The organism is Streptomyces sp. SID8352 (assembly GCF_009862265.1).
Lineage (GTDB): Bacteria > Actinomycetota > Actinomycetes > Streptomycetales > Streptomycetaceae > Streptomyces.
In genome coordinates, this window is sequence record NZ_WWGX01000088.1 from 16,143 (window position 1) to 37,728 (window position 21,586).

General features: G+C 74.5%; 18 protein-coding genes and 3 pseudogenes. 18 read left to right on the plus strand and 3 right to left on the minus strand.

The features are described 5' to 3' along the window. Positions 1–82: 82 nt before the first annotated feature. From GTY84_RS25950 to GTY84_RS25970, 5 genes are all read left to right on the plus strand, one after another. Positions 83–916: a M55 family metallopeptidase gene (locus tag GTY84_RS25950; RefSeq protein WP_161228817.1), complete on the plus strand. Its 834-nt coding sequence runs from the start codon at positions 83–85 to the stop codon at positions 914–916. Continuing rightward, the gene (locus GTY84_RS25955) at positions 909–2,240 is read left to right on the plus strand and encodes a M20/M25/M40 family metallo-hydrolase (RefSeq protein ID WP_161228818.1); all 1,332 of its coding nucleotides are present in this window, start codon (positions 909–911) and stop codon (positions 2,238–2,240) included. Before GTY84_RS25950 ends, GTY84_RS25955 begins: the two co-directional genes overlap by 8 nt. 331 nt (positions 2,241–2,571) lie before the next feature. Next, positions 2,572–4,542, plus strand: coding sequence for a prolyl oligopeptidase family serine peptidase (locus tag GTY84_RS25960; protein WP_161228819.1), 1,971 nt, complete (start codon positions 2,572–2,574; stop codon positions 4,540–4,542). Between the two features lie 20 nt (positions 4,543–4,562). Further along, complete coding sequence (locus tag GTY84_RS25965; protein ID WP_161228880.1) at positions 4,563–5,486, plus strand: LD-carboxypeptidase; 924 nt, start codon at positions 4,563–4,565, stop codon at positions 5,484–5,486. Between the two features lie 227 nt (positions 5,487–5,713). Then, the gene (locus GTY84_RS25970; protein ID WP_161228820.1) at positions 5,714–6,265 is read left to right on the plus strand and encodes a GNAT family N-acetyltransferase; all 552 of its coding nucleotides are present in this window, start codon (positions 5,714–5,716) and stop codon (positions 6,263–6,265) included. A gap of 40 nt (positions 6,266–6,305) precedes the next feature. Here GTY84_RS25970 and GTY84_RS25975 read toward each other — a convergent pair whose 3' ends face one another. Next, positions 6,306–6,656 carry a VOC family protein gene (locus GTY84_RS25975; RefSeq protein ID WP_161228821.1) on the minus strand — a complete coding sequence of 117 codons (351 nt, stop codon included), beginning with the start codon at positions 6,654–6,656 and terminating at the stop codon, positions 6,306–6,308. A gap of 69 nt (positions 6,657–6,725) precedes the next feature. Between GTY84_RS25975 and GTY84_RS25980 the strand changes: the two genes are divergently transcribed. From GTY84_RS25980 to GTY84_RS26040, 13 genes and pseudogenes are all read left to right on the plus strand, one after another. Continuing rightward, positions 6,726–7,259, plus strand: coding sequence for a phage holin family protein (locus GTY84_RS25980; protein ID WP_161228822.1), 534 nt, complete (start codon positions 6,726–6,728; stop codon positions 7,257–7,259). A gap of 946 nt (positions 7,260–8,205) precedes the next feature. Further along, positions 8,206–9,504 (plus strand): annotated as a pseudogene (locus GTY84_RS25985) (NAD(P)/FAD-dependent oxidoreductase); the annotation flags it as partial. A 2,156-nt stretch (positions 9,505–11,660) separates the two neighbouring features. Next, positions 11,661–13,511 carry a transketolase gene (locus GTY84_RS25990; protein WP_161228823.1) on the plus strand — a complete coding sequence of 617 codons (1,851 nt, stop codon included), beginning with the start codon at positions 11,661–11,663 and terminating at the stop codon, positions 13,509–13,511. A gap of 913 nt (positions 13,512–14,424) precedes the next feature. Beyond that, positions 14,425–14,685: pseudogene (locus GTY84_RS25995) on the plus strand (gas vesicle protein); the annotation flags it as partial. A gap of 412 nt (positions 14,686–15,097) precedes the next feature. Beyond that, positions 15,098–15,532 carry a gas vesicle structural protein GvpA gene (locus tag GTY84_RS26000; protein WP_161228824.1) on the plus strand — a complete coding sequence of 145 codons (435 nt, stop codon included), beginning with the start codon at positions 15,098–15,100 and terminating at the stop codon, positions 15,530–15,532. After that, positions 15,529–16,314 carry a GvpL/GvpF family gas vesicle protein gene (locus GTY84_RS26005; RefSeq protein WP_161228825.1) on the plus strand — a complete coding sequence of 262 codons (786 nt, stop codon included), beginning with the start codon at positions 15,529–15,531 and terminating at the stop codon, positions 16,312–16,314. Before GTY84_RS26000 ends, GTY84_RS26005 begins: the two co-directional genes overlap by 4 nt. Positions 16,315–16,322: 8 nt before the next feature. Further along, positions 16,323–16,586, plus strand: a complete 264-nt coding sequence (locus tag GTY84_RS26010) for a gas vesicle protein GvpG (protein WP_161228826.1) — start codon at positions 16,323–16,325, stop codon at positions 16,584–16,586. After that, positions 16,583–17,299, plus strand: a complete 717-nt coding sequence (locus tag GTY84_RS26015) for a DNA primase (RefSeq protein ID WP_161228827.1) — start codon at positions 16,583–16,585, stop codon at positions 17,297–17,299. Before GTY84_RS26010 ends, GTY84_RS26015 begins: the two co-directional genes overlap by 4 nt. After that, positions 17,296–18,573, plus strand: coding sequence for an SRPBCC family protein (locus GTY84_RS26020; RefSeq protein ID WP_161228828.1), 1,278 nt, complete (start codon positions 17,296–17,298; stop codon positions 18,571–18,573). Before GTY84_RS26015 ends, GTY84_RS26020 begins: the two co-directional genes overlap by 4 nt. Beyond that, a complete protein-coding gene (locus tag GTY84_RS26025) occupies positions 18,570–18,899 on the plus strand; it encodes a gas vesicle protein (protein ID WP_161228829.1) in 330 nt (109 codons plus the stop codon). The genes GTY84_RS26020 and GTY84_RS26025 overlap by 4 nt, the downstream gene beginning before the upstream one ends. Further along, positions 18,896–19,657: pseudogene (locus GTY84_RS26030) on the plus strand (GvpL/GvpF family gas vesicle protein); the annotation flags it as partial. The gene GTY84_RS26025 and the pseudogene GTY84_RS26030, both read left to right, overlap by 4 nt. Before the next feature lie 290 nt (positions 19,658–19,947). Then, positions 19,948–20,127: a gas vesicle protein gene (locus GTY84_RS26035; RefSeq protein ID WP_161228830.1), complete on the plus strand. Its 180-nt coding sequence runs from the start codon at positions 19,948–19,950 to the stop codon at positions 20,125–20,127. 1 nt (position 20,128) lies between these two features. Continuing rightward, the gene (locus GTY84_RS26040) at positions 20,129–20,416 is read left to right on the plus strand and encodes a gas vesicle protein K (RefSeq protein WP_161228831.1); all 288 of its coding nucleotides are present in this window, start codon (positions 20,129–20,131) and stop codon (positions 20,414–20,416) included. A 56-nt stretch (positions 20,417–20,472) separates the two neighbouring features. Here GTY84_RS26040 and GTY84_RS26045 read toward each other — a convergent pair whose 3' ends face one another. Then, entirely contained in the window at positions 20,473–20,643 is a 171-nt protein-coding gene (locus tag GTY84_RS26045) for a hydrophobic protein (RefSeq protein WP_161228832.1), read from the minus strand. A gap of 53 nt (positions 20,644–20,696) precedes the next feature. Continuing rightward, complete coding sequence (locus tag GTY84_RS26050) at positions 20,697–21,518, minus strand: methyltransferase domain-containing protein (protein ID WP_161228833.1); 822 nt, start codon at positions 21,516–21,518, stop codon at positions 20,697–20,699. Positions 21,519–21,586: the final 68 nt, after the last annotated feature.

Sequence of the window (21,586 nt, forward strand, 5' to 3'; positions counted from 1 at the left end):
CGCACCGGCCGTTGGTCTGGGCCGGTGAGAGTTTTCCACAGCCCTGGCTGCGACGTGGAACCAGCGCGTAACGTGACGTGACATGAAGATCCTCATCAGCGCCGACATGGAAGGCGCCACCGGTGTCACCTGGCCCGCCGACGTGCTGCCGGGGACGCCCCAGTGGGAGCGGTGCCGGTCGATGTTCACCTCGGACGTCAACGCCGCCGTGCTCGGCTTCTTCGACGGCGGCGCCGACGAGGTGGTCGTCAACGAGGCCCACTGGACCATGCGCAATCTGCTCCTGGAGCGGCTCGACGAGCGCACGGAGATGCTCACCGGGCGGCACAAGCCGCTGTCCATGGTGGAGGGCGTGCAGCACGGGGACGTGGACGGCATCGCCTTCGTCGGCTACCACGCGGGCGCCGGCATGGAGGGCGTCCTCGCCCACACCTACCTCGCCAATCAGATCACCGGCGTCTGGCTCAACGACGTCAGGGCCAGCGAGGGCCTGCTGAACGCCCGTGTCGTCGCCGAGTACGGGGTGCCCGTCGTCCTCGTCACCGGCGACGACGTGGCCTGCGAGGACGCCCTGGGCTACGCGCCCGGGGCACCCAAGGTCGCCGTCAAGGACCATGTGTCGCGGTACGCCGCCGTGTGCCGCACCCCGTCCCGCACGGCCTCCGACATCCGTGCCGCGGCCCGGACCGGGGCGGCGCTAGCCGTGCGGCACGAGCCGGTCGACGCAGGGCCGTTCACTGTGGCGGTCGAGTTCGACGCCGAACACCTGGCGGCCGCCTGCACCGTCGTCCCCGGTGTCGCCCGCGTGGCGGAGCGCAGGATCTCCTACACCCACACGACCATGTACGAGGCCATCCGCACCTTCAAGGCGGTCACCACGATCGCCTCGGCCGCTGTGGAGGAACAGTATGGCTGAGCAGCCGGAGAGCATCGACGACCGGGCACTCGACGAGGTCGTCCGCTTCACCTCCGACCTCATCCGGATCGACACCACCAACAGGGGCGGCGGCGACTGCCGCGAGCGCCCCGCCGCCGAGTACGCCGCCGAGCGGCTCGCCGAGGCCGGGCTCGAACCGGTGCTGCTGGAGCGCACCGAGGGCCGGGCCAACGTGGTCGCCCGGATCGAGGGCACCGACCCGTCGGCCGACGCGCTGCTCGTCCACGGCCATCTCGACGTCGTCCCGGCCGAGGCCGCCGAGTGGAGTGTCCACCCGTTCTCCGGGGAGGTCCGCGACGGGGTCGTCTGGGGCCGGGGCGCCGTCGACATGAAGAACATGGACGCGATGATCCTCGCCGCCGTCCGTTCCTGGGCGCGCTCCGGAGCACGGCCCCGCCGGGACATCGTGATCGCCTTCACCGCCGACGAGGAGGCCAGTGCCGAGGACGGCTCCGGGTTCCTCGCGGACCGGCACGCGGCCCTGTTCGAGGGATGCACCGAAGGGGTCGGCGAGTCCGGGGCGTTCACCTTCCACGACGGCACGGGCCGCCGGATCTACCCCGTCGCCGCCGGGGAGCGCGGCACCGGCTGGCTCCGGCTGACCGCGCGCGGTCGCGCCGGACACGGCTCCAAGGTGAACCGGGAGAACGCGGTCACCCGTCTCACCGCCGCGGTCACCCGTCTCGGGGAGCACGAATGGCCGCTGCGCCTGACGCCGACCGTACGGGCCTGCCTGACCGAACTCGCCGCCCTGTACGGCATGGAGGCCGATCTGGCCGACCTGGACGGCGTGGACACCCTGCTGGACAAGCTCGGTCCCGCCGCCCGGCTGGTCGAGGCGACGGTCCGCAACAGCACCGCCCCGACGATGCTGGAGGCCGGTTACAAGGTCAACGTCATCCCCGGGGAAGCCGTCGCCCATGTCGACGGGCGCTTCCTGGCCGGATTCGAGGACGAGTTCCGGGCCACCCTGGACCGGCTCACCGGACCCGACGTGGACTGGGAGTTCGCCCACCACGAGGTGGCCCTCCAGTCGCCCGTGGACACCCCGGTCTTCGCCCGGATGCGCGCGGCGGTCCAGGAGTTCGCGCCCGAGGGGCACGTGGTGCCCTACTGCATGTCCGGCGGCACCGACGCCAAGCAGTTCTCCCGGCTGGGCATCACGGGCTACGGCTTCGCCCCGCTGAGACTTCCGGAGGGCTTCGACTACCAGGCCCTCTTCCACGGCGTCGACGAACGCGTCCCCGTCGAGGCCCTGCACTTCGGCGTCCGCGTCCTCGACCGCTTCCTGCGCACGGCCTAGCGGGGAGACGGCGGGGGAGGCGGCGGCCACGACGGGGCGTCTTCCCACCGCCCGGGCGGCGGGAAGCGTGTGTTCGACGGCCGGGGGACGGGCCGGGCGCACCGCGCGGGCGGGCTGGGCCTGGACACGAACAGCGCCGGCCGGGGCGCGGCCCGTGGGCAGCCCGGCCCTTCTGGCCCCGATGGACGGAAAGGTCCTGCTGGTCCTGCTGTCCGTGGCGGCCGGTCGGGACGGATGACCGGGAAGAGTGAACCGGGGCGGCGGAGCGGGACGGTGCGAACCGGAACGGCACCCCGCCACGATGAAGAAGTAGAGAGACCGGAGGAGAACGATGGGGGAGACAGTGCAGACTCAGCCGTACGGATCGTGGCCCTCGCCCATCGACGCGGCGCTGGCCGCCGCGCACGACGGGCACCCGGACGACGTGGAGTTCGTCGGCGACGAGGTGTGGTGGACCGCGCCCCGGCCCGATGAGGGCGGCCGTCGCACCCTCGTTCGGCGCCGTGCCGACGGCACCGAGGAGTCGGTGCTGCCCGCGCCGTGGAACCTGCGGACCCGCGTCCTCGAGTACGGCGGCCGGGCCTGGGCGGCCGTCCCCGGTGGCTCGGGACCGCTGGCGCTGTTCAGCCACTTCCCCGACCAGCGGTTGTACGCCTGGGAGGTCGACGGCGTCACGGAGCCGCGTCCTCTGACCCTGGTCTCCCCGGTCGGCGGCGGACTGCGCTGGGCGGATCCGCAGCCGATGCCGGAGCGCGGCGAGGTGTGGTGCGTCCTGGAGGAGTTCACCGGCGACGCGCCCTCCGATGTGCGCCGGGTCCTGGCCGCGGTCCCGCTGGACGGTTCGGCCGCCGACGACCGCACGGCCATCCGTGAACTCACCGACGAACGTCACCGGTTCGTCACCGGTCCCCGGGTCTCCGCCGACGGGGACCGTGCCGCCTGGCTGGCCTGGGACCATCCCCGGATGCCCTGGGAGGGCACCGAACTGCGTGTCGCCGACATCGGCCCCGACGGGGTCCTCCACGGGGCCCGCACCGTCGCGGGCGGCCCCGAGGAGGCCGTCGCCCAGGCCGAATGGGCCCCCGACGGCGCCCTGCTGTACTCCTCCGATCGCACGGGCTGGTGGAACCTGTACCGCGACGGGGAGCCGCTCTGCCCCCGTGAGGAGGAGTTCGGCGGGCCGCTGTGGAAGCTCGGGCAGCGCTGGTTCGCCCCGCTGGACAACGGACTCATTGCCGTTCTGCACGGCCGGGGCGGCGCCGCCCTCGGCATACTCGACCCGGCCACCGGGGAGGTCGTGGACGCGGTCGGCCCCTGGACGGAGTGCGCGAGCACCCTCGCCGTGCACGGCACCCGCGTGGTGACCGTCGGCGCCGGTCCGCACCGGAGCCCCGAGGTCGTCGAACTCGACACGCGCACCGGCCGTGCCCGGGTGATCGGCGCCCCGCACGAGGACACAGTCGACCCCGCCCACTACCCGAGGTCGGCCGCGCGCACCTTCACCGGCCCCGGCGGGCGCGACATCCACGCCCACATCCACCCGCCCCACCACCCCTCCCGCACCGCTCCCGAGGGCGAACGGCCGCCGTACGTCATCTGGGCGCACGGAGGACCCACCAGCCGGTCCCCGCTGGTGCTGGACCTGGAGATCGCCTACTTCACCTCGCGCGGGATCGGGGTCGCCGAGGTCAACTACGGGGGTTCCACCGGATACGGCAGGGAGTACCGTGACCGGTTGCGCGAGCGCTGGGGCGTGGTCGATGTGGAGGACTGCGCAGCCGTCGCCCTGGCCCTCGCGGAGGAGGGCACCGCCGACCCGGCGCGGCTCGCCGTGCGTGGCGGCAGCGCGGGCGGCTGGACCAGCGCCGCGTCGCTGGCCACCACCGGGGTGTACGCCTGCGGCACCATCCGCTACCCCGTTCTCGACCTCACCGGGTGGGGCACCGGGGAGACCCACGACTTCGAGTCCCACTATCTGGAGAGCCTGATCGGTCCCCTCGCCGAGGTGCCCGACCGGTACGTGGAGCGGTCGCCCATCGAGCACGCCGACGGTGTCACCGCACCGTTCCTGCTGCTCCAGGGTCTCGACGACGTGATCTGCCCGCCTGCGCAGTGTGAACGGTTCCTGGCCCGTCTGGCGGGCAGGGGCGTTCCCCACGCCTATCTGACCTTCGAGGGCGAAGGGCACGGGTTCCGCAGGGCGGAGACCATGGTGCGCACCCTGGAGGCCGAACTCTCCCTTTACGCGCAGGTGTTCGGGATCGATGTGCCCGGCATCCCGACCCTGGAGCTGGGCACATGAGGGAGCGCGGGGGCGATCGCGTGGAGGAGCTGGCGCGGCCTGCCCGGCTCGCCCCCGGCGCCCGGGTCGCGGTCGTCGCGCCCAGTGGGCCCGTGCCCGAGGAGCGGTTGCAGGCCGGCCTCGATGTGCTGCGCGGCTGGGACCTCGACCCGGTGGTGGCACCCCATGTCCTGGACCGGCACGCCGCCTTCGGATATCTGGCCGGTGAGGACGCCGACCGGGCCGCCGATCTCCAGGCCGCCTGGTGCGATCCGGAGGTGGACGCGGTGCTGTGCGCCCGCGGCGGCTACGGAGCACAGCGGGTGGTCGATCTGCTCGACTGGGAAGCGATGCGCGCGGCCGGGCCGAAGGTCTTCGTCGGGTTCAGCGACATCACCGCGCTGCACGAGGCGTTCGCCACTCGGCTGGGGCTGGTCACCCTGCACGGACCGATGGCCGCCGGAATCGACTTCATCAAGAACGCGCGGGCTCAGGAACATCTGCGGGCCACGCTGTTCGCCCCGGAGACGGTCCGGGTCATCGCCTCCGCCGGGAGGGCCCTGGTGCCGGGCCGGGCGCGGGGTGTCACCCTCGGAGGCTGTCTCACCCTGCTCGCCGCGGAACTGGGTACGCCGCATGCCCGGACGTCGGCGCGCGGCGGGCTGCTCTGCCTGGAGGACGTGGGGGAGGAGGTCTACCGGCTGGACCGTTCGCTGACCCAACTGCTGCGCGCGGGCCTGCTCGACGGGGTGGGTGGTGTGCTGCTGGGTTCATGGGAGCGGTGCGAGCCCGCCGAGCGGCTGCGTCCACTGCTGGCAGACCGGCTCGGAGGTCTGGGCACACCGGTCGTCCAGGACTTCGGGTTCGGGCACTGCGAGGGGGCTCTGACCCTGCCCTTCGGAGTGGCGGCGGAACTCGACGCGGACGGCGGGACACTGACCCTGGACGCCCCGGCGCTGCGGTGACCGGCCGTCGGTCGCCGGTTTCGGAATCCTGGCTGCGCAGGCTTTCTGCAGTGTCCGCCCTTCTTGCAGTGCCTGCCCTTCCTGTAGTGCCCGCCGCCAACGGGTTCGCGATCGTGGAGGTTCCCGGGACGCGTGCGTGGTCCCTGGCCGGGGTCACTCGCCGGTCGGTGGCCACGCTGGCCACCGTGCCTCGGGGCTCCGGAGTCCCGGCGGCGTAGGCTGACGGTATGCCGCACGTCGCCGTCCCCTATCTCGCCGAGGGCCCCCGGGTGGGCCTGCGGCATTTCACCCACGGGGACGCCGAGGAGTTCGTCGCGCGGGCCCGCGAGAGCCGGGAACTGCACCGTCCGTGGCTGTTCCCGCCCGACACCGCGCGGGCCTTCGCCCCCTACGCGGCGCGGCTGATCGAGGATCCGGCCAGGGCGGGGTTCCTGGTGTGCGAGAGGGACGGCGGTGCCATCGCCGGGTTCGTCAACATCAACAACATCGTGCACGGTGCCTTCCGGAACGGTGCCCTGGGGTACGGCGCCTTCGCGCACGCGGCCGGGCGCGGCCTGATGCGCGAAGGGCTAAGGCTCGTGGTGCGGTATGCCTTCGGGCCGATGCGCCTGCACCGGCTGGAGATCAACGTCCAGCCCGGCAACACCGCCTCCATCGCCCTGGCTCGCGCCTGCGGGTTCCAGCGGGAGGGCTTCTCGCCGAGGATGCTCCACATCGACGGTGCGTGGCGGGATCACGAGCGATGGGCGATCACCGCCGAGTCCGTGGGCGTGGACTGAGTCAACGGGCCGAGCGGGCAGGGTCCGGCCGGGCGTCGGTTCAGGCGGCGTGGCGGTCGACGTACTCGTACACGACTCCGTCGGGGTGGCGGGCGATCAGATTGCGTCCGGCGGGCGTGGGGACCGGTCCGGCGATGATGTCGGCACCGAGACCGGTCAGGACCCGGTGCGTCTCCTCCACGTCGGTCACGGCGATGGTGGCGGTGACCTTGCGCAGTACTTCGAGCTGGGCCTCGGGGCCGCTCATCAGCAGGAAGCAGCCGACCGCCGCGACCGCGACGCCGCCGCGCTCGAATCGGAGGGCCCGGCCACCGGCCAGACCTTCGTAGAAGGGGATCGCCCGGTCCAGGTCGTCGACGTAGATGCGCAGGGTGGCTCCGAGAATGTCCATGCGGGGAAGCCTAGTTGGCGATCGGGGGCCTCCGCCCATGGAAGCCGGGGGCGGGGGTAACCGCATCGTATGAACCGCAGGGAACAGTTGGAGCAACTGGACAGGGAACTGGTCGACGAACTGGCGCGGGTGGCGCGCGAGACGGTGCGTGACGAACTGCGTGAGCAGACGCGGAAGCGGCGTCGCAGGGCGGCGTTCTACGCGGCGTCCGGTGCCGTCGCGCTGTATGCCGGGGCGGCGCTGGCGCTCGCCGCCGGGCTGGCCCTCGCCGGCGTGGTGCCGGGTTGGGCCGCCGCGCTGATCACCGCCGTGCTGCTGGGCGTCGTGGCCCAGATGCTGCGCGGGGCGGCCCGGCCCTCCGAGCACCGGCCCTCCGAGCAGCGGTCCTTCGAGGGAGGGGCCGAGGGACGGAGCGCCGGACACCGGCACACCATCGGCGGCGACGCACCGGCGGCGCCGCCGAGCGGGATGGGGTTGCCCTACCCGCCCACGCCGTCGGCGCCGCCCATGGCGCAGGGCGGGGCGACGGGTGTGCCGGGAGCCCCGAGGATGGAGCCGTCCCAGGACGAGCTGGACCCCGAGGCCCGGCGGAACGGCCGTTGACGGGCCTCCGCCGGTGCTGGGGCGTCCGGCCGCCGGTGGGGGGGTGCCCTCCCGGACGGGACGTGAGCCGAGTGATGAGGCCCATGCCGCGCGACACGAGGCGGCGGTGTCAGCGATGAGACGGCGCTGTCGGTCGAGGGACGACGAGTGCCCCCGGACCCGCTCCGGGGGCACTCGTGTGGGATGACATGGGTGTGGGTGTCGGGGCGTCTCGGCCCGGGGCGCGGGGGCGAGACGGTGCGGGGCGGGCCCGTCCGGCTGGTCCGTGGGGTGCGAGCGGGGACCGGCGTTCTTGAACCGCTGTGGACCGGTCGCCTGGGTTTGTTCATGGGGGACCTGTCCGGTTCCTTCATTTCGTGGTTCCGGTGGCAGGTGCGGGTCCCTCCTAGGGCTGGGGTGGGGCCGGGGCGGGTTCGGTTCGCCGTTCGGCGGTGATCAGGGGGAGCGGGGGGCGAGGGATTCCGCCGTGCCGGTGCAGGGGGCGTCGCAGCGTTCGGGGACGCTGCCGGCCGACTTCGCTTCGGGCCACTCAGGTTCGGGCTCCGCGCTATCGGGAGCGGGAGCGGCTGAGGCGGAGGGCCGTTCAGTGAGCGGCGGAAGGACGGTGCTCCGGGGCGTCGGGCTTCCACCGAAGAGCAACGCGTCGGCACCGTGCTCACCGCACCGTGTGTGCCGGGTGTTCGCGGCGCCTCTCCGAGGCGATCGGCCGACGTTCCGTCGGTGTGGGGCACCGCATCCGGCAGCGTGCCGGCCGGTGACCGCGCACATGTGGTGGAGGGCTCTTGGGGCCCACTCCGCGAGCGGCCCTCCGGAGCGGTACCGGAGGGGCGCGGCGCGGTAGGTCAGGGGTGGATGGCGCGGGGGCGGCGGGCGTGGGGGACGTTTGGCGGTGCGGGGCAGGGGGACGCGGAAGGCTCATGTGTACGCGAGAGTCCGGAGGCACATCGTGAGCCGACCCCGCGTCGTGATCGTCGGTGCCGGTTTCGCCGGGTACCGGACGGCACGCACCCTCTCCCGGATCGTCCGGCGCCGGGCCGACATCGTCCTGCTCAACCCGACCGACTACTTCCTCTACCTGCCGCTGCTGCCCCAGGTCGCCGCCGGGATGCTGGAGCCGCGCAGGGTCGGAGTGTCCCTCACCGACACGTTGCCGACGGTGCGGCTGGTGCTCGGGGAGGCGGACGGGGTCGACCTCGACACGCACACCGTGCGCTACACCTCGCCCGAGGGGCGCCCGGGCACCCTGGACTACGACCGGCTGGTGCTGGCCGCGGGCAGCGTCAACAAGCTGCTGCCGATCCCCGGGGTGGCGGAGCACGCCCATGGCTTCCGCGGGCTGCCGGAGGCGTTGTACCTGCGTGATCACGTCACCCGGCAGATGGAACTGGCCGCCGCGAGCGAGGACCGTGCGGAGCGGAGGGCCCGGCGCACCTTCGTGGTGGTCGGCGCGGGATACACGGGTACCGAGGTCGCGGCGCACGGCCAGCTCTACACCGACGCGCAGGCCCGCCGGGGCCCGGGGCGGGGCGGGCCCAGGCCGCGGTGGATGCTGCTGGACGTGGCGCCGAGGGTCCTGCCGGAGCTGGACGAGCGGCTCTCCCGCACCGCGGACAGGGTGCTGCGCCGGCGCGGGGTGGACGTGCGGATGGGCACGTCGGTGCGGGAGGCCACGCATGACGGGGTGGTCCTGACCGACGGCACGACCGTGGGCACCCGCACGGTGGTCTGGTGCGTGGGGGTGCGGCCCGATCCGCTGGTGGAGTCCCTGGGACTGCCCATGGAGCGCGGCCGGCTGCTCGTCGACGCCCACCTCCAGGTCCCCGGGTGGCCGGACCTCTTCGCCTGCGGGGACGCGGCCGCCGTGCCGGATCCGAACCGGCCGGGTGCGTACACGTCGATGACCGCGCAGCACGCCTGGCGGCAGGGCGCTGTCTGCGCCCGGAACGTCGCCGCGTCGCTGGGCGTCGGCGAGCGGCGGACGTACCGCCACCGGGACCTGGGCTTCGTGGTCGACCTGGGTGGCGCGCAGGCCGCGGCGAATCCGTTCGGCGTGCCGCTGTCGGGCCCGTTGGCGGGTGCGGTCACCCGCGGATACCACCTCGCGGCGTTGCCGGGCAACCGGGTGCGCGTCGCGGCGGACTGGGTGCTGGACACCGTACTGCCGCGCCAGACGGTGCAGTTGGGACTCGTACGGTCCTGGTCGGTGCCGTTGGAGTCGGCGTCACCGGAGCTGGCGCGGGTCCCGACGGGCCACGAGGGGACGCGGGGTGCGGGCGGCGGCCGTGAGACACCAGGGGCGCGGGGCGCGCGGGACGTGCGGGACGCGCCGAGTGTGCCGGGTGCGCCGGGCACGGAACCGGAACGGGGACGATCCTCCGGGGCGTCCGGGGCGTCCGGGGCGTCCGGGGCTTCGGGCGCCGCTATGACTCCCGGTACTGCCGCGGCTGTTGGAGCCGCAGAGACCGCCGGGGCCGCGCGGGAGCCGTCCGGTGAACGGAGGCCGGGCGGCGGCACCGCAGGGCATCGTCCCGCTACGGGTGCGGTCCCCGGCCGGACGGCTTCCGGACACCTGCCGGAGGGAGCCTCCGGTGGGGACCGGCCCGGTGGTGCGGCCGGTGCCGGTGCGGCCGGTGCGCTGCCGGGGGGCGCCGCTCAGGACGGGCCGGTCCGGGCCGGGGAGTCGGCGAAGCCCGGTCCCGCGGCGATCCCGGGACGACCGGAGCCGGGGGCGGCCGACGATCGGGCGGCGGGTCGGGGCGGTGCGGGTACGTCCCCCTCCGAATCGGTGATCACCGGGGGTCCGGCGAAGCCGGGCGCGTCCGGTGTCCCCGGGGAACGGGAGGCGTCCGGCGGTCGTTCGAGCGGTACCGGTCACGTCGGGAACCCGTCCCGCGCTGCCACCGATGACGGACCGGCGGGATCCGGACCCACCGGCGGGCGTGCGAAGCCCGGTCCGGCGGGTGCGACCGGCGCGTCCGGACGGGCCGACGGCCCCGGAAGGCCCGGACCCACGGGCGCTTCAGGGACGTCCGGTTCCTCCGGCGACCACGGGAGGTCCGGCTCGGCGGGCGCGCCGGGGAAGCCCGGGCCCGGTGGTGGACGCGGGAAGCCCGGCCGTCTTCACGCACCTCCGATGTCGGGGCCTTCCGATGGACCGGGTGGCTCCGGTCCCACCAGCGGTCACGGGACATCCGGCCGTGCAGGCGCATCCGGGGCCCACGGCACTACGAGCCGGTCCGCGGCGCCCGCCCCCGGCGATGGCTCCGCGCGACCCGGCCCCGCCGACCGCCCCGGGACCCCTGGCTCCGCCGACGGCACGGGGAGCCCTGGCTCCGCCGACGGTTCCGGGAAGTCCGGCCGGGCGGCCGGTGCCGCCGCGACACCGCGAGCCGACCGCGGTCGGGAGGCGAAGACCGGCGCGCCCGGCGCGCCCGGCGCCCACCCCAAGCCCGGCCCTCCCCCCGGCGCGCACGCTGAGCCTGCCGAGCCTCATGGCGGGCGCCCGAAGCCCGGCCCTCCACCCGGCGCGCAGACTGAGCCTGCCGAGCCTCATGGCGGGCGCTCGCAGCCCGCTCCGCCTCACGGTGCGCACCCCCAACCGGCCCAGCGCCACGGCGGGGACCCGAAGTCCGCTCCGCCTCACGGCGCGCACGCCGAGCCTGCCGAGCCTCACGGCGGCGGGCGCCCGAAGCCCGGCCCTCCCCACGGCGCGCACCCCGAGCCTGCCGAGCCCCCCGGCGCGCACCCCAAGCCCGGTCCTCCCCACGGCCGGAAGGGCGCCCGGGGGCCCGCCTCCGAGCCCCACCCCACTGCCGGACCGCCCCCCGGTGGGCCCCCCACGGCCGGACCTCCCGCGCCCGGACCCCCCGCGCCCGGCTCCCCTCCCGCGCCCGGGCCACCCGCCGCAGCGCCCCCGTCGAGCGGGCCCACCGGCGCGGAACCGTCATCCCCGGCCGCCCCGCCGAGGTCCGGCCCCCGTCCCCACTCCGGCCCGGGCCCCGCCGGTCCCCAGCCCCCGGCAGAGCAACCGCCCCCGGCGGGACAGCCGTCCCCGGCGGGGAAGCCGCCCACGGCGGAGAAGCCGCCCGGAACGACCCCCAGCCCCCCCGGGACCCACACCAAGCCCCCCGGGCCGCCGTCCCGTGCCCACGGCATCCCCAAGCCGCCGCCGGGCACCCGGGCCAAGCCCAAGCCCAAGCCGCCGCCCGGGGCCCGTGCCATGCCCGAGCGCCCGTCGGGCACTCGCACGGCGAACGCGGCCCCCGGCACCCCGACCCGTCACCGGGGTCGCGGGGTGCCGTCCGATCCCGGGCCGGAGGCGCCCCCCGGTCAGCCCCCGCCCGGCCCAGACGTCGCGCCCGGTCCCGTCAAGCGTTCCGACGGGCGGGCGAAAGGAGATTCATGAACACCGGAGAGATCACCGAACTCGGCCGGCAACTGCGCGTCGACAGCGTCCGGGCCGCCGCGGCCGCGGGGTCCGGACATCCGACCTCGTCGATGTCGGCTGCGGATCTGATGGCCGTCCTGCTCGCCCGCCACCTGCGCTACGACTTCGACCATCCCGACCACCCCGGCAACGACCGCTTCGTCCTCTCCAAGGGGCACGCATCCCCGCTGCTGTACTCCGCGTACAAGGCGGCCGGGGCCATCGACGACGACGAACTCCTCACCTTCCGCACCCTGGGCAGCCGTCTGGAGGGGCACCCCACGCCCCGGCGGCTGCCGTGGGTCGAGACGGCCACCGGATCGCTCGGCCAGGGCCTGCCCGTCGGCGTCGGCATCGCGCTCGCCGGCAAGCGGCTGGACCACGCCGACTACCGGGTGTGGGTGATGTGCGGTGACAGCGAGATGGCGGAGGGCTCCGTGTGGGAGGCCGCCGAGCAGGCCGGGTACGAGCACCTGGACAACCTCGTCCTGATCGTCGACGTGAACCGGCTCGGCCAGCGCGGTCCCACCCGGCACGCCCACGACCTGGACGCCTACGCCCGCCGCTTCCGGGCCTTCGACTGGCACACGGTCGAGATCGACGGCCATGACGTGGACGCCGTCGACCGCGCCTACGGCGAGGCCCTGTCCACCCGGGGCCAGCCCACCGCCGTCATCGCCCGCACCATCAAGGGCAAGGGAGTCGCGGCCGTGGAGAACCGGGAGGGGCAGCACGGCAAACCGCTGCCCGACGCCGACGAGGCCGTCGCGGAACTCGGCGGCCCGCGCGAGGGCCTGCGCGTCCGGGTGGCCGGGCCGCCCGCCACCCCGGCGCCGTACACCGGGGGCACCGGGCGGATCGAACCGCCCCGGTACCGCAGGGGCGAACGGGTCGCCACCCGTGACGCCTTCGGCGAGGCCCTGACCGCCCTGGGCTCCGCCCGCGGCGATGTCGTCGCCCTGGACGGCGAGGTCGGGGACTCCACCCGCGCCGAGTACTTCGCCAAGGAGCACCCCGAGCGCTACTTCGAGTGCTACATCGCGGAGCAGCAGATGGTCGCCGTCGCGGTCGGGATGGCGGCGCGCGGCTGGGTGCCGTACGCCTCCACCTTCGCGGCCTTCCTCACCCGCGCGCACGACTTCGCGCGGATGGCCGCGGTCAGCGGCTCCGGCATCAATCTCGTCGGCTCCCACGCGGGGGTCTCCATCGGCCAGGACGGGCCCAGCCAGATGGGCCTGGAGGACCTGGCGATGATGCGGGCCCTGCACGGCACGACGGTGCTCTACCCGTGCGACGCCAACCAGACGGCCCGGCTCGTCGCGGAGATGGCCGACCTGGACGGCATCCGCTATCTGCGCACCTCGCGCGGCGCGAGCGAGGTGATCTACGGTCCCGACGAGGAGTTCCCCGTCGGCGGGAGCAAGGTGCTGCGGTCCGGCGCCGGGGACCGGCTGACCGTCGTCGCGGCGGGCGTCACCGTCCACGAGGCGCTGACCGCCGCCGATGTGCTCGACCGGGAGGGCATCCCGGTCCGGGTGATCGACCTGTACTCGGTCAAGCCGGTCGACCGCGAGACGCTGCGCAGGGCGGCCGAGGACACCGGCTGCCTGCTGACGGTGGAGGACCACCGGCCCCAGGGCGGCCTCGGGGACGCGGTCCTCGACGCCTTCCGCGACGGGCGGCCCGTGCCGCGCCTGGTGCGGCTGGCGGTGGACACGATGCCGGGCTCCGCGACGCCGGCCGAGCAACTGCGCGCCGCGGGCATCGACGCCGAGACCATCGCGGCGGCCGGCCGGATGCTGGTCGAGCAGGCGGTCGTCGTCTGATCCCCCTCGTCCGCCGGGGACGGCAGGCCCACGCGCGCCGTCCCCGGCGGCTCCATGCCCGCTCCCCGGCGGGGCGTGTCGCGGCCGGGGTGCGGCGCGTCGAGGTGTGACACGTGTCGCGACCGCCGGGCGGTGCCCCCGCGCCGCAGTACCGGAGACGTGGCGTGCGCCGGGGCGTGCCGGAACGGCGCGTGCCCCGAGGGCCGGACAGAGATCTGACGGAAGGTCATGCGTACGTGGTCGGGGGGCGCAAGCGGTGGCGTACGGGGACCGTGAGCGGACATGACGCCGGTTCCGTCGCTTGCGCGTCGCGCCCCTGCGCGCTCCCGAGCCTCGTGTCCCGCCGGACCCGGCCGGGGGCATCGCGCGCCACCGAGCCTGCCGTCGTCCCGTGTGCGCCCGGGCGGCACGCTGCCACCCCGCGTCCGCCGGGTGGCCCGCCCCCGCCCGCGCGCCCCGCAGCGGCCTCCGGCCGGGCCGGGGGGTGCCCGCCGCAGGTCCCGTGCGGCGCCCGCGCCACCCGCCGCGCCCCCCTCGCCGTTCGTCAGTCACGCGTCCGACCCGGCCCAGCACATCCCTTCGATTCGCGCAACCGCAGAGGTTTGGTCCGGGAGCACGCGGCCACACGGAGGGGGAGGTGGTCATGTCTGACACAAGGAACACCGCCGGAAGGCAGAAGGACCCACGAGAGGGTTCCCCCCGGTCGAGGCGGTCACGGACGGACGCCGGCACCGGTGCCACCGACGGCGACGACGCCCATACCGGAACCGACAACAGAAGCGACGGCGGCGCCGGCCGCGACACCGGGAACGGGACCGACGGGACCGGCACGAGCACCCACCGCGACCGCGACGGGGACGGGACCGGCACCGACCGCGGCGCAACCGGGTCGTCCCGCGGCGCGGCGGCGGCCCGGCAGCCCGCCCCCATGGAGGTGCTGCGCGAGGCGCGTGCCCAGTTCGGTGAGCTGACCGGGCTGACCGCCGAATCCGTGTCGTCCTTCGAACGGACGGAGGAGGGCTGGTCGCTGGAGGTCGAGGTGCTCGAACTGGAGCGGGTGCCCGACACGATGAGCCTGATGGCGAGCTATCTGGTCGAGTTGGATCCCGAGGGAACGCTCACCGGGTACCGCCGGGCCCGGCGGTACGAGCGCGGCCGGGCCGACGGGCGCTAGACCGCGTGGCCGACCCCGGCGGCACGCCCGCCGGACGGGTCGGCGCGCCCGGCCCGGGGCCCCGACGGCAGGGAGCCGCGCGCAACGTCAGGGAGCCGCGCGCACGGCGCAATCACGGCGGAAGGGTTGTCGTGTTTCCCGTGCGCGGAGGCGCCGGTGAGCGAGGGGAACGGCCCGGCGGCGCCGGGACGCGCCCGCACGCCGTGGCCCCGGCGGGAGGGACCGTACGGCGCCGCACGGACGAGGGCCCCGCACATCCGGAGAAGGACCCCGCGTCCAAGGACCCCGGACGCCCGGGACGCCCCGGACACCCGGGAGAGCAGAGAGAGCCGAGAACACCGGACAGCGACAACCCGGACACCGACAACAACCCCGGAAACCGAGAACCCGGAGACAGGGAGGTATCGCCGGAATGACAGTCGTACCGGCACAGCAGGGTGGCGGCGGAGGCGGCAGCAGCGGCCTCTACGACGTGCTCGAACTCGTTCTGGACAGGGGGCTCGTCATCGACGCCTTCGTGCGCGTCTCCCTGGTCGGCATCGAGATCCTGAAGATCGACGTACGGGTCGTGGTCGCCAGCGTCGACACGTATCTGCGCTTCGCCGAGGCGTGCAACCGGCTCGACCTGGAGGCCGGGCCGCGCAAGGACCCGGGCCTGCCCGATCTGGTCGGGGAGATGACCGAGTCCGGCGCCCGGGGCAAGTCCAAGGGAGCGCTGTCCGGCGCCGCCGAGACCATCTCCGACGCGTTCAAGCAGGCCCGGGAGGGCGGTTCCGAGGGCGAGTCCGCTCCCCGGGCCCGCACCCGCAAGGCCGCCCCGTCGCGCCGGAAGGAGGAGCAGGAATGAGTACGTACGTCTACGGCATCACGGCCGAAGCGCATCCCGCGCTCCCGGAGGGCCTGGTCGGCGTCGGGGACCCGCCGCGCGCGGTGCGGGTCCTCAGGGAGGGCGAGCTGGCCGCCGTGGTCAGTGACGCCCCCGAGGGGCTGCGGCCCAAGCGCAGGGAGCTGCTGGCCCATCAGGCCGTGCTCAGCGAGACGGGCGCCGACGGGTGCGTGCTTCCCATGCGGTTCGGCAGCGTCGCCCCGGACGACACGGCGGTCACCGCCGTCCTCGCCCGGCGCGCCGGGCACTACCGGGAGCGCCTGCGGGCGCTGGACGGCCGCGTCGAGTACAACGTCAAGGCCAACCACGTGGAAGAGGCCGTGCTGCACCACGTGATGGCGGAGAACCCGGAGATACGCGCCCGGGCCGAGGCCAACCGGCAGGCCGGGGGCGGGGACTACGAGGACCGGATACGGCTCGGCGAGCTGGTCGCGGCGGCGGTGAAGGGCAAGGAGGCGGTGGACGGCACCGCGCTGGAACGGGCCCTTGAACCGGTCGCCGAGTCCGTGAGCAGGGGCCCCGACTCCAGCGGCTGGCTGGCCAACGTGTCGTTCCTCGTGGACCGGGAGTCGGCCGACGCCTTCCTCGCCGCCGTGGAGCGCGCCCGCGCCGCCCTGCCGCACCTGGAGGTACGGGTCAACGGCCCCCTGCCGCCGTACAGCTTCGTCGAGCCCGGACCGGCCGAGCCCGCGGGCACCGACGCGGGCCGCGCGCACGGCTCGGCGCCGACCGGGACGGGGTGACGGGCCGCGTGGGACTCATCTCGGAGGTCCTGATGCTGCCGCTGGCACCGGCCCGCGGCAGCGTCTGGGCCATCGGACAGGTGATGAGGGAGGCGGAGCGGATCTACTACGACCCCGGAACGATCCGCGCCGAACTCGCCCGGCTGGAGGAGGCGCTGGAGGCGGGGGAGATCACCGAGGAGCAGTTCGACCAGCAGGAGGACGCGCTGCTGGACCGGCTGGAGACGGCGACGCGCACGGGCGCGGGATTGGGCAACGGTACGGCGCCATGAACCGAACGGGACTGGGCCTCGCGATAGGGGCCGGATATCTGCTGGGACGCACGAGGAAACTGAAACTCGCGGTCGCCGTGGGCACCATGGTGGCCGGCCGGAAACTGAACCTGACACCGTCGGGCGTCGCGGAACTGGTCTCCGCCCGCCTGCGGGACAACCCGCAGTGGAAGGAGATCGGCGACCAGCTCCGCGGCGACCTGCGAGGGGTGGGCACGGCCGCGACCGGTGCCCTGGTGGAACGACGGATGGACGCCCTCGCCGACCGGCTGCACGGACGCACCGAGCGGATGCGCGACCGGCTCTCCGGCGCGGTGCCGGCACCGGAGGCGGAGACGGAGCCCCCGGACGACACGGACGACACGGCGGGCACGGCGGACACCGGGGACGGCGGAGCCGCGGAGGACTCCGGCGACGGCCGGGACGGGGCGAGGCGTACCGGGACCGGGACCCGGACCCGGACCCGTGGGGCCCCCGGGGGACAGGCCCGCTCCGGTGAGCCCGGGGCGGCGAAGTCCGCCGCGAAGGCCCCCGCCAAGCGGGCCGCCGCGAAGGCGTCGGCGAAGAGGACGCCCGCGAAGAGGACCGCCGACCCCGAGGACCGCACGGCGGCCAAGAAGACGCGGTCCGCCGGGAAGTCGGCGGCTCCGCGGGCGGGGGAGACCCGGCGGACGGCCGGCGCCGGCCGGACGAAGGGCGGTGGTGACCGGTGACGGACACCCCGGCACCGGCGGCCTCCGCCGTCGGCGGCGCCGCGAAGCGCAGCCCGCTCGGCGAACTGGCCCGCAGCGAGGCGGCCGACCGGCTCAAGGCCGAGGCACAGGAGTATCTCGCGGCGCGGGCCCAGCAGTTGCTCGCCGGAGCGGGCCGCAGGCTCGGCGAGACCACCAACCGGCTCAACGACATCGCCGAGGGCAACAGCCCCGGCCTCGCCCGGCTCGCCCTGGACGGCGGACGCAAACTGGCCGAGGGCAAGGGCCCCCTGCGCAGCGCCCTGGAACTCGGCGCCTCCCGCGCCAAGGAGCGCGTCGTCGGCGCCGTCCGGAACGCGGTCGGCGGCAGGGGCGGACGCCACGGCGGCTCCGGCAACCGGCCCACGGTCATCATCGAGTACGCCGACGTCGGCGTACCGCTGCGCACCGCCTACGACCAGTGGACCCGCTACCAGGACTTCAGCGCCTTCGCCAAGGGCGTCAAGAGCGCCCGGCGAGCCGACGGCACCACCTCCGACTGGCAGATGAAGGTCTTCTGGTCCAACCGCAGTTGGAAGGCGAGGACCACCGAGCAGGTGCCGGACGACCGGATCTCCTGGACGTCGGAGGGCGCCAAGGGCACGACCCAGGGCGTCGTCAGCTTCCACCCGCTCGCCGACCGGCTCACCCGCGTGATCCTGGTCATCGAGTACTACCCCAAGGGCCTCTTCGAGAAGACGGGCAACCTCTGGCGCGCCCAGGGCCGCCGTGCCCGGCTCGACCTCAAGAACTACGTCCGCCACGTCACCCTCAAGGGAGAGGCGGAGGACGGCTGGCGCGGCGAGATCCGCGACGGCGAGGTCGTCCGCGACCACGAGGAGGCGCTCGCCGAGGAGGAACGGGAGCAGGGGCCCGACGAGGCCGAGGGCGACGGCCCCGGCGACGGGGAACCGGAGGCCGGCCACGAGGAGACCGCCCCCGGTGACGAGGACGACGGATACGACGAGGACGACGGGGACGACGGGGACGACGGGGACGGCCCCCTCGGCGAGGACGACGGCGCCGAGGAGGAAGAGGAGGAGAACGGGGAACCCGGTGCGCAGGCCGTGGACGGGCCGGACGAGCCGTACGACGACGAGGAGGACCCCGGCGAGCCCGCCCCGGAGGACGAGTACGACGAGGAGGACCCCGAAGAGGAGTACGTCGCCCCCGACGAGGACGAGGACGACGGCGAGGACGTCGTGGACGACGAGTACGAGGACGACGAGTACGCGGAGGGCGGGAGCCGTCGATGACCACCCCCAGCAGACTGCCCGACCCCTATGGCCAGGGGCAGGGCGCCAACCTCGCCGACATCCTGGAACGGGTGCTCGACAAGGGCGTCGTCATCGCCGGTGACATCCGGATCAATCTGCTCGACATCGAACTGCTCACCATCAAGCTGCGGCTGGTCGTCGCCTCCGTGGACAAGGCCAAGGAGATGGGCATCGACTGGTGGGAGTCCGACCCGGCGCTGTCCTCGCGGGCCCGGCGGGACGAACTGACGAAGGAGAACGCCGAGTTGCGTCAGCGGCTCAGAGAACTGGAACCGGGCCGCGTACCGGGGGAGGAGGCACCGTGACCCGACTGCGCTACGTCTACGCCGTCTGCCGACCCTTCGCCGCGGCCCTTCAGTCCCAGCTCTCCGGGGTGGCGGGCGATCCGCCGAGGCTGCTCGCCCACCGGGGGCTGGTGGCGGTCGTCAGCCATGTGCCCGAGGCCGACTTCTCCGAGGAGGCGCTGCGGGCGCACCTGGAGGACCTGGACTGGCTCTCCGGCACCGCCCGCGCCCATCAGCAGGTCGTCGACGCGCTCACCGCCGTCACCACACCGCTGCCGCTCCGGCTGGCCACGGTCTTCCGGGACGACAGCGGGGTGCGGACGATGATGGAGGAGCGCGGGGACGGCTTCCGGAGCACCCTCGACCGGCTGGCGGGTCGCGTGGAATGGGGCGTCAAGGTGTACGTCGAGCAGGAGCGGGAGCCCGCCGGGGCGGGGGCCGCCCCGGCGTCCCGCCCCGCCTCGGGCCGGGATTACCTGCGGCGGCGCCGGATGCGCAACCGTGCGGACGAGGAGCGCTGGTCCCGGGCCGAGGAGTGCGCGACGCGTCTGCACGACGCCCTCTCCGCCCGTGCCGACGCGGCCCGGCTGCACGCGCCGCAGAACCCGGAGCTGTCCGGGGCCGCCGGGAGGAACGTGCTCAACGCCGCCTATCTGGTGCCCCGGGAGACCTGCGAGGAATTCGTGGAGACCGTGGACGCGCTGAAGGGCGGGACCACTCCCGGAATCCGCGTGGAACTGACCGGACCGTGGGCCGCGTATTCCTTCGCCGGAGAGGAGAACGGGGGACGGGACGCCCCGGAAGGGAAAATCCCGGCGGGAAAGGATTCGGCAGGAAACGATCCGGGAGGGAACGGACGGCCGGGAAACGGGCCGGGGGAACAGGGCCCGGCGGGAACGGGAGCGGAAGGAAGGGACCCGCGAGGGTCGGGCCCGGCCGGAAGCGGTCCCGGCGGGGGCGGCCCGGGCGGGAGGAGGGGCGGGCGGGAGGACGCGGGCGGCCCGGGCGGACCGGGCGGGGGAACCGCCGGGGGGCCCGGTGGCGGACCGACCCGTCCCGGGGAGGCGCCGTGATCGTGGAGCGCCGCGAGATCGCCCTGGTGGACCTGCTCGACCGGCTGCTGGCCGGCGGCGTCGTCATCACCGGCGACCTCACCCTGCGCATCGCGGACGTGGATCTGGTCCGCATCGACCTCAACGCCCTGATCAGCTCGGTCAACCGGGACGTCCCGGCGCCCTGGGGGGAGTGACATGTCCGAACACCCCGGCAAGCGGCTCGCACTCGAACCCGACACCGTCGAACGCGATCTGGTCAAACTGGTGCTGACGGTCGTGGAACTGCTGCGCCAGCTCATGGAGCGGCAGGCGCTGCGCCGCGTGGACGAGGGGGATCTGAGCGAGGAGCAGGAGGAGCGGATCGGGCTCACCCTGATGCTGCTCGACGACCGCATGGCGGAGCTGCGCGACCGCTACGGACTGCGGCCCGAGGACCTGAACCTGGACCTCGGGCCGCTGGGACCGCTGCTGCCCCGGGAGTGACCCTCCCGGGGCAGCAGCCCTGCTCTCCTCACCCTCCTCGGCTCACCGCACGCGGCTCACCACTTGTACCAGCGGCCCCTGCCGCCGCCCGCGGTCGTGCCGCGCATGAGAAAGCCCAGCAGCCAGATGACGAGAACGGCCAGTGCGATCCACCACAGGACCTTCACCGCGAATCCGATACCGAAGAGGACCACGGCGAGAAGCAGTACGAGCAAAAGCGGAAACATAGTGTCAACCTCCTGCCCTACTGGTGTCCCCGATTTCACCGTTCAGGCATGCGTCACGCGGATTTCCGGCACAGGATCTCTCCGTTGAGCACGCTGAACCAGCCCTCCGGACACGCTCCCCATTCCCGCCAGGCCGCCGAGACGGCCCGCAGCCGCTCCGGCGTCGCGTGACGGCCCTCGGTGGCCCGGTCGGCGTAGGACGACTCCAGGGTGCGGTCCGCCCACAGGCCGCTCCACCACTCCCGCTCCTCGGGAGTGGCGTAGGTCCAGGTGCCGGAGCTCGCGGTGATGTCGGTGAACCCCGCCTCCATCGCCCAGGCCTTGAGCCGCCGCCCCGCGTCCGGCTCGCCCCCGTTGGCGCGGGCCACCCGGTGGTAGAGGTCCAGCCAGTCGTCGAGACCCGCCGAGGCCGGGTACCAGGTCATGGCGGCGTAGTCGGCGTCCCGCACGGCGACGAGACCGCCCGGCCGGGTCACCCGCCCCATCTCGCGCAGGGCCCGCACCGGATCGCTCACGTGCTGGAGCACCTGGTGCGCGTGGACCACGTCGAAGGTGTCGTCCGGGTAGTGCAGCGCCTGCACGTCCGCCACCTCGAAGGAGACGTTGGCCAGGCCGCGCCCCGCGGCGGTGGCCGCCGCCCGCTCCAGGATCCCCGCGGCCCGGTCCACGCCGGTCACCCGGCCCCCGGGCACCAGCGCCGCCAGATCGGCGGTGATGGTGCCCGGCCCGCAGCCGACGTCCAGGACCGTCATGTGCGGCTCCAGCGAACCGAGCAGGTAGGCGGCCGAGTTGGCGGCGGTGCGCCAGGTGTGCGAGCGCAGCACGGACTCGTGGTGCCCATGGGTGTAGACGGCGGTCTCCCGAGGCTCGGGCATGGCTGGTCCCCTCTCCAAGCGGCTGACGGCACGCCGGAACGCGGGGTACGGACCCCGTCCGACGACAG

Bases quoted from the DNA above. Each gene is read 5' to 3' on its own strand.
- GTY84_RS25950 (WP_161228817.1), top strand. From the start codon at position 83: ATGAAGATCCTCATCAGCGCCGACATGGAAGGCGCCACCGGTGTCACC.
- GTY84_RS25955 (WP_161228818.1), top strand. From the start codon at position 909: ATGGCTGAGCAGCCGGAGAGCATCGACGACCGGGCACTCGACGAGGTC.
- GTY84_RS25960 (WP_161228819.1), top strand. From the start codon at position 2,572: ATGGGGGAGACAGTGCAGACTCAGCCGTACGGATCGTGGCCCTCGCCC.
- GTY84_RS25970 (WP_161228820.1), top strand. From the start codon at position 5,714: ATGCCGCACGTCGCCGTCCCCTATCTCGCCGAGGGCCCCCGGGTGGGC.
- GTY84_RS25975 (WP_161228821.1), bottom strand. From the start codon at position 6,656: ATGGACATTCTCGGAGCCACCCTGCGCATCTACGTCGACGACCTGGAC.
- GTY84_RS25980 (WP_161228822.1), top strand. From the start codon at position 6,726: ATGAACCGCAGGGAACAGTTGGAGCAACTGGACAGGGAACTGGTCGAC.
- GTY84_RS25990 (WP_161228823.1), top strand. From the start codon at position 11,661: ATGAACACCGGAGAGATCACCGAACTCGGCCGGCAACTGCGCGTCGAC.
- GTY84_RS26000 (WP_161228824.1), top strand. From the start codon at position 15,098: ATGACAGTCGTACCGGCACAGCAGGGTGGCGGCGGAGGCGGCAGCAGC.
- GTY84_RS26005 (WP_161228825.1), top strand. From the start codon at position 15,529: ATGAGTACGTACGTCTACGGCATCACGGCCGAAGCGCATCCCGCGCTC.
- GTY84_RS26015 (WP_161228827.1), top strand. From the start codon at position 16,583: ATGAACCGAACGGGACTGGGCCTCGCGATAGGGGCCGGATATCTGCTG.
- GTY84_RS26025 (WP_161228829.1), top strand. From the start codon at position 18,570: ATGACCACCCCCAGCAGACTGCCCGACCCCTATGGCCAGGGGCAGGGC.
- GTY84_RS26040 (WP_161228831.1), top strand. From the start codon at position 20,129: ATGTCCGAACACCCCGGCAAGCGGCTCGCACTCGAACCCGACACCGTC.
- GTY84_RS26045 (WP_161228832.1), bottom strand. From the start codon at position 20,643: ATGTTTCCGCTTTTGCTCGTACTGCTTCTCGCCGTGGTCCTCTTCGGT.
- GTY84_RS26050 (WP_161228833.1), bottom strand. From the start codon at position 21,518: ATGCCCGAGCCTCGGGAGACCGCCGTCTACACCCATGGGCACCACGAG.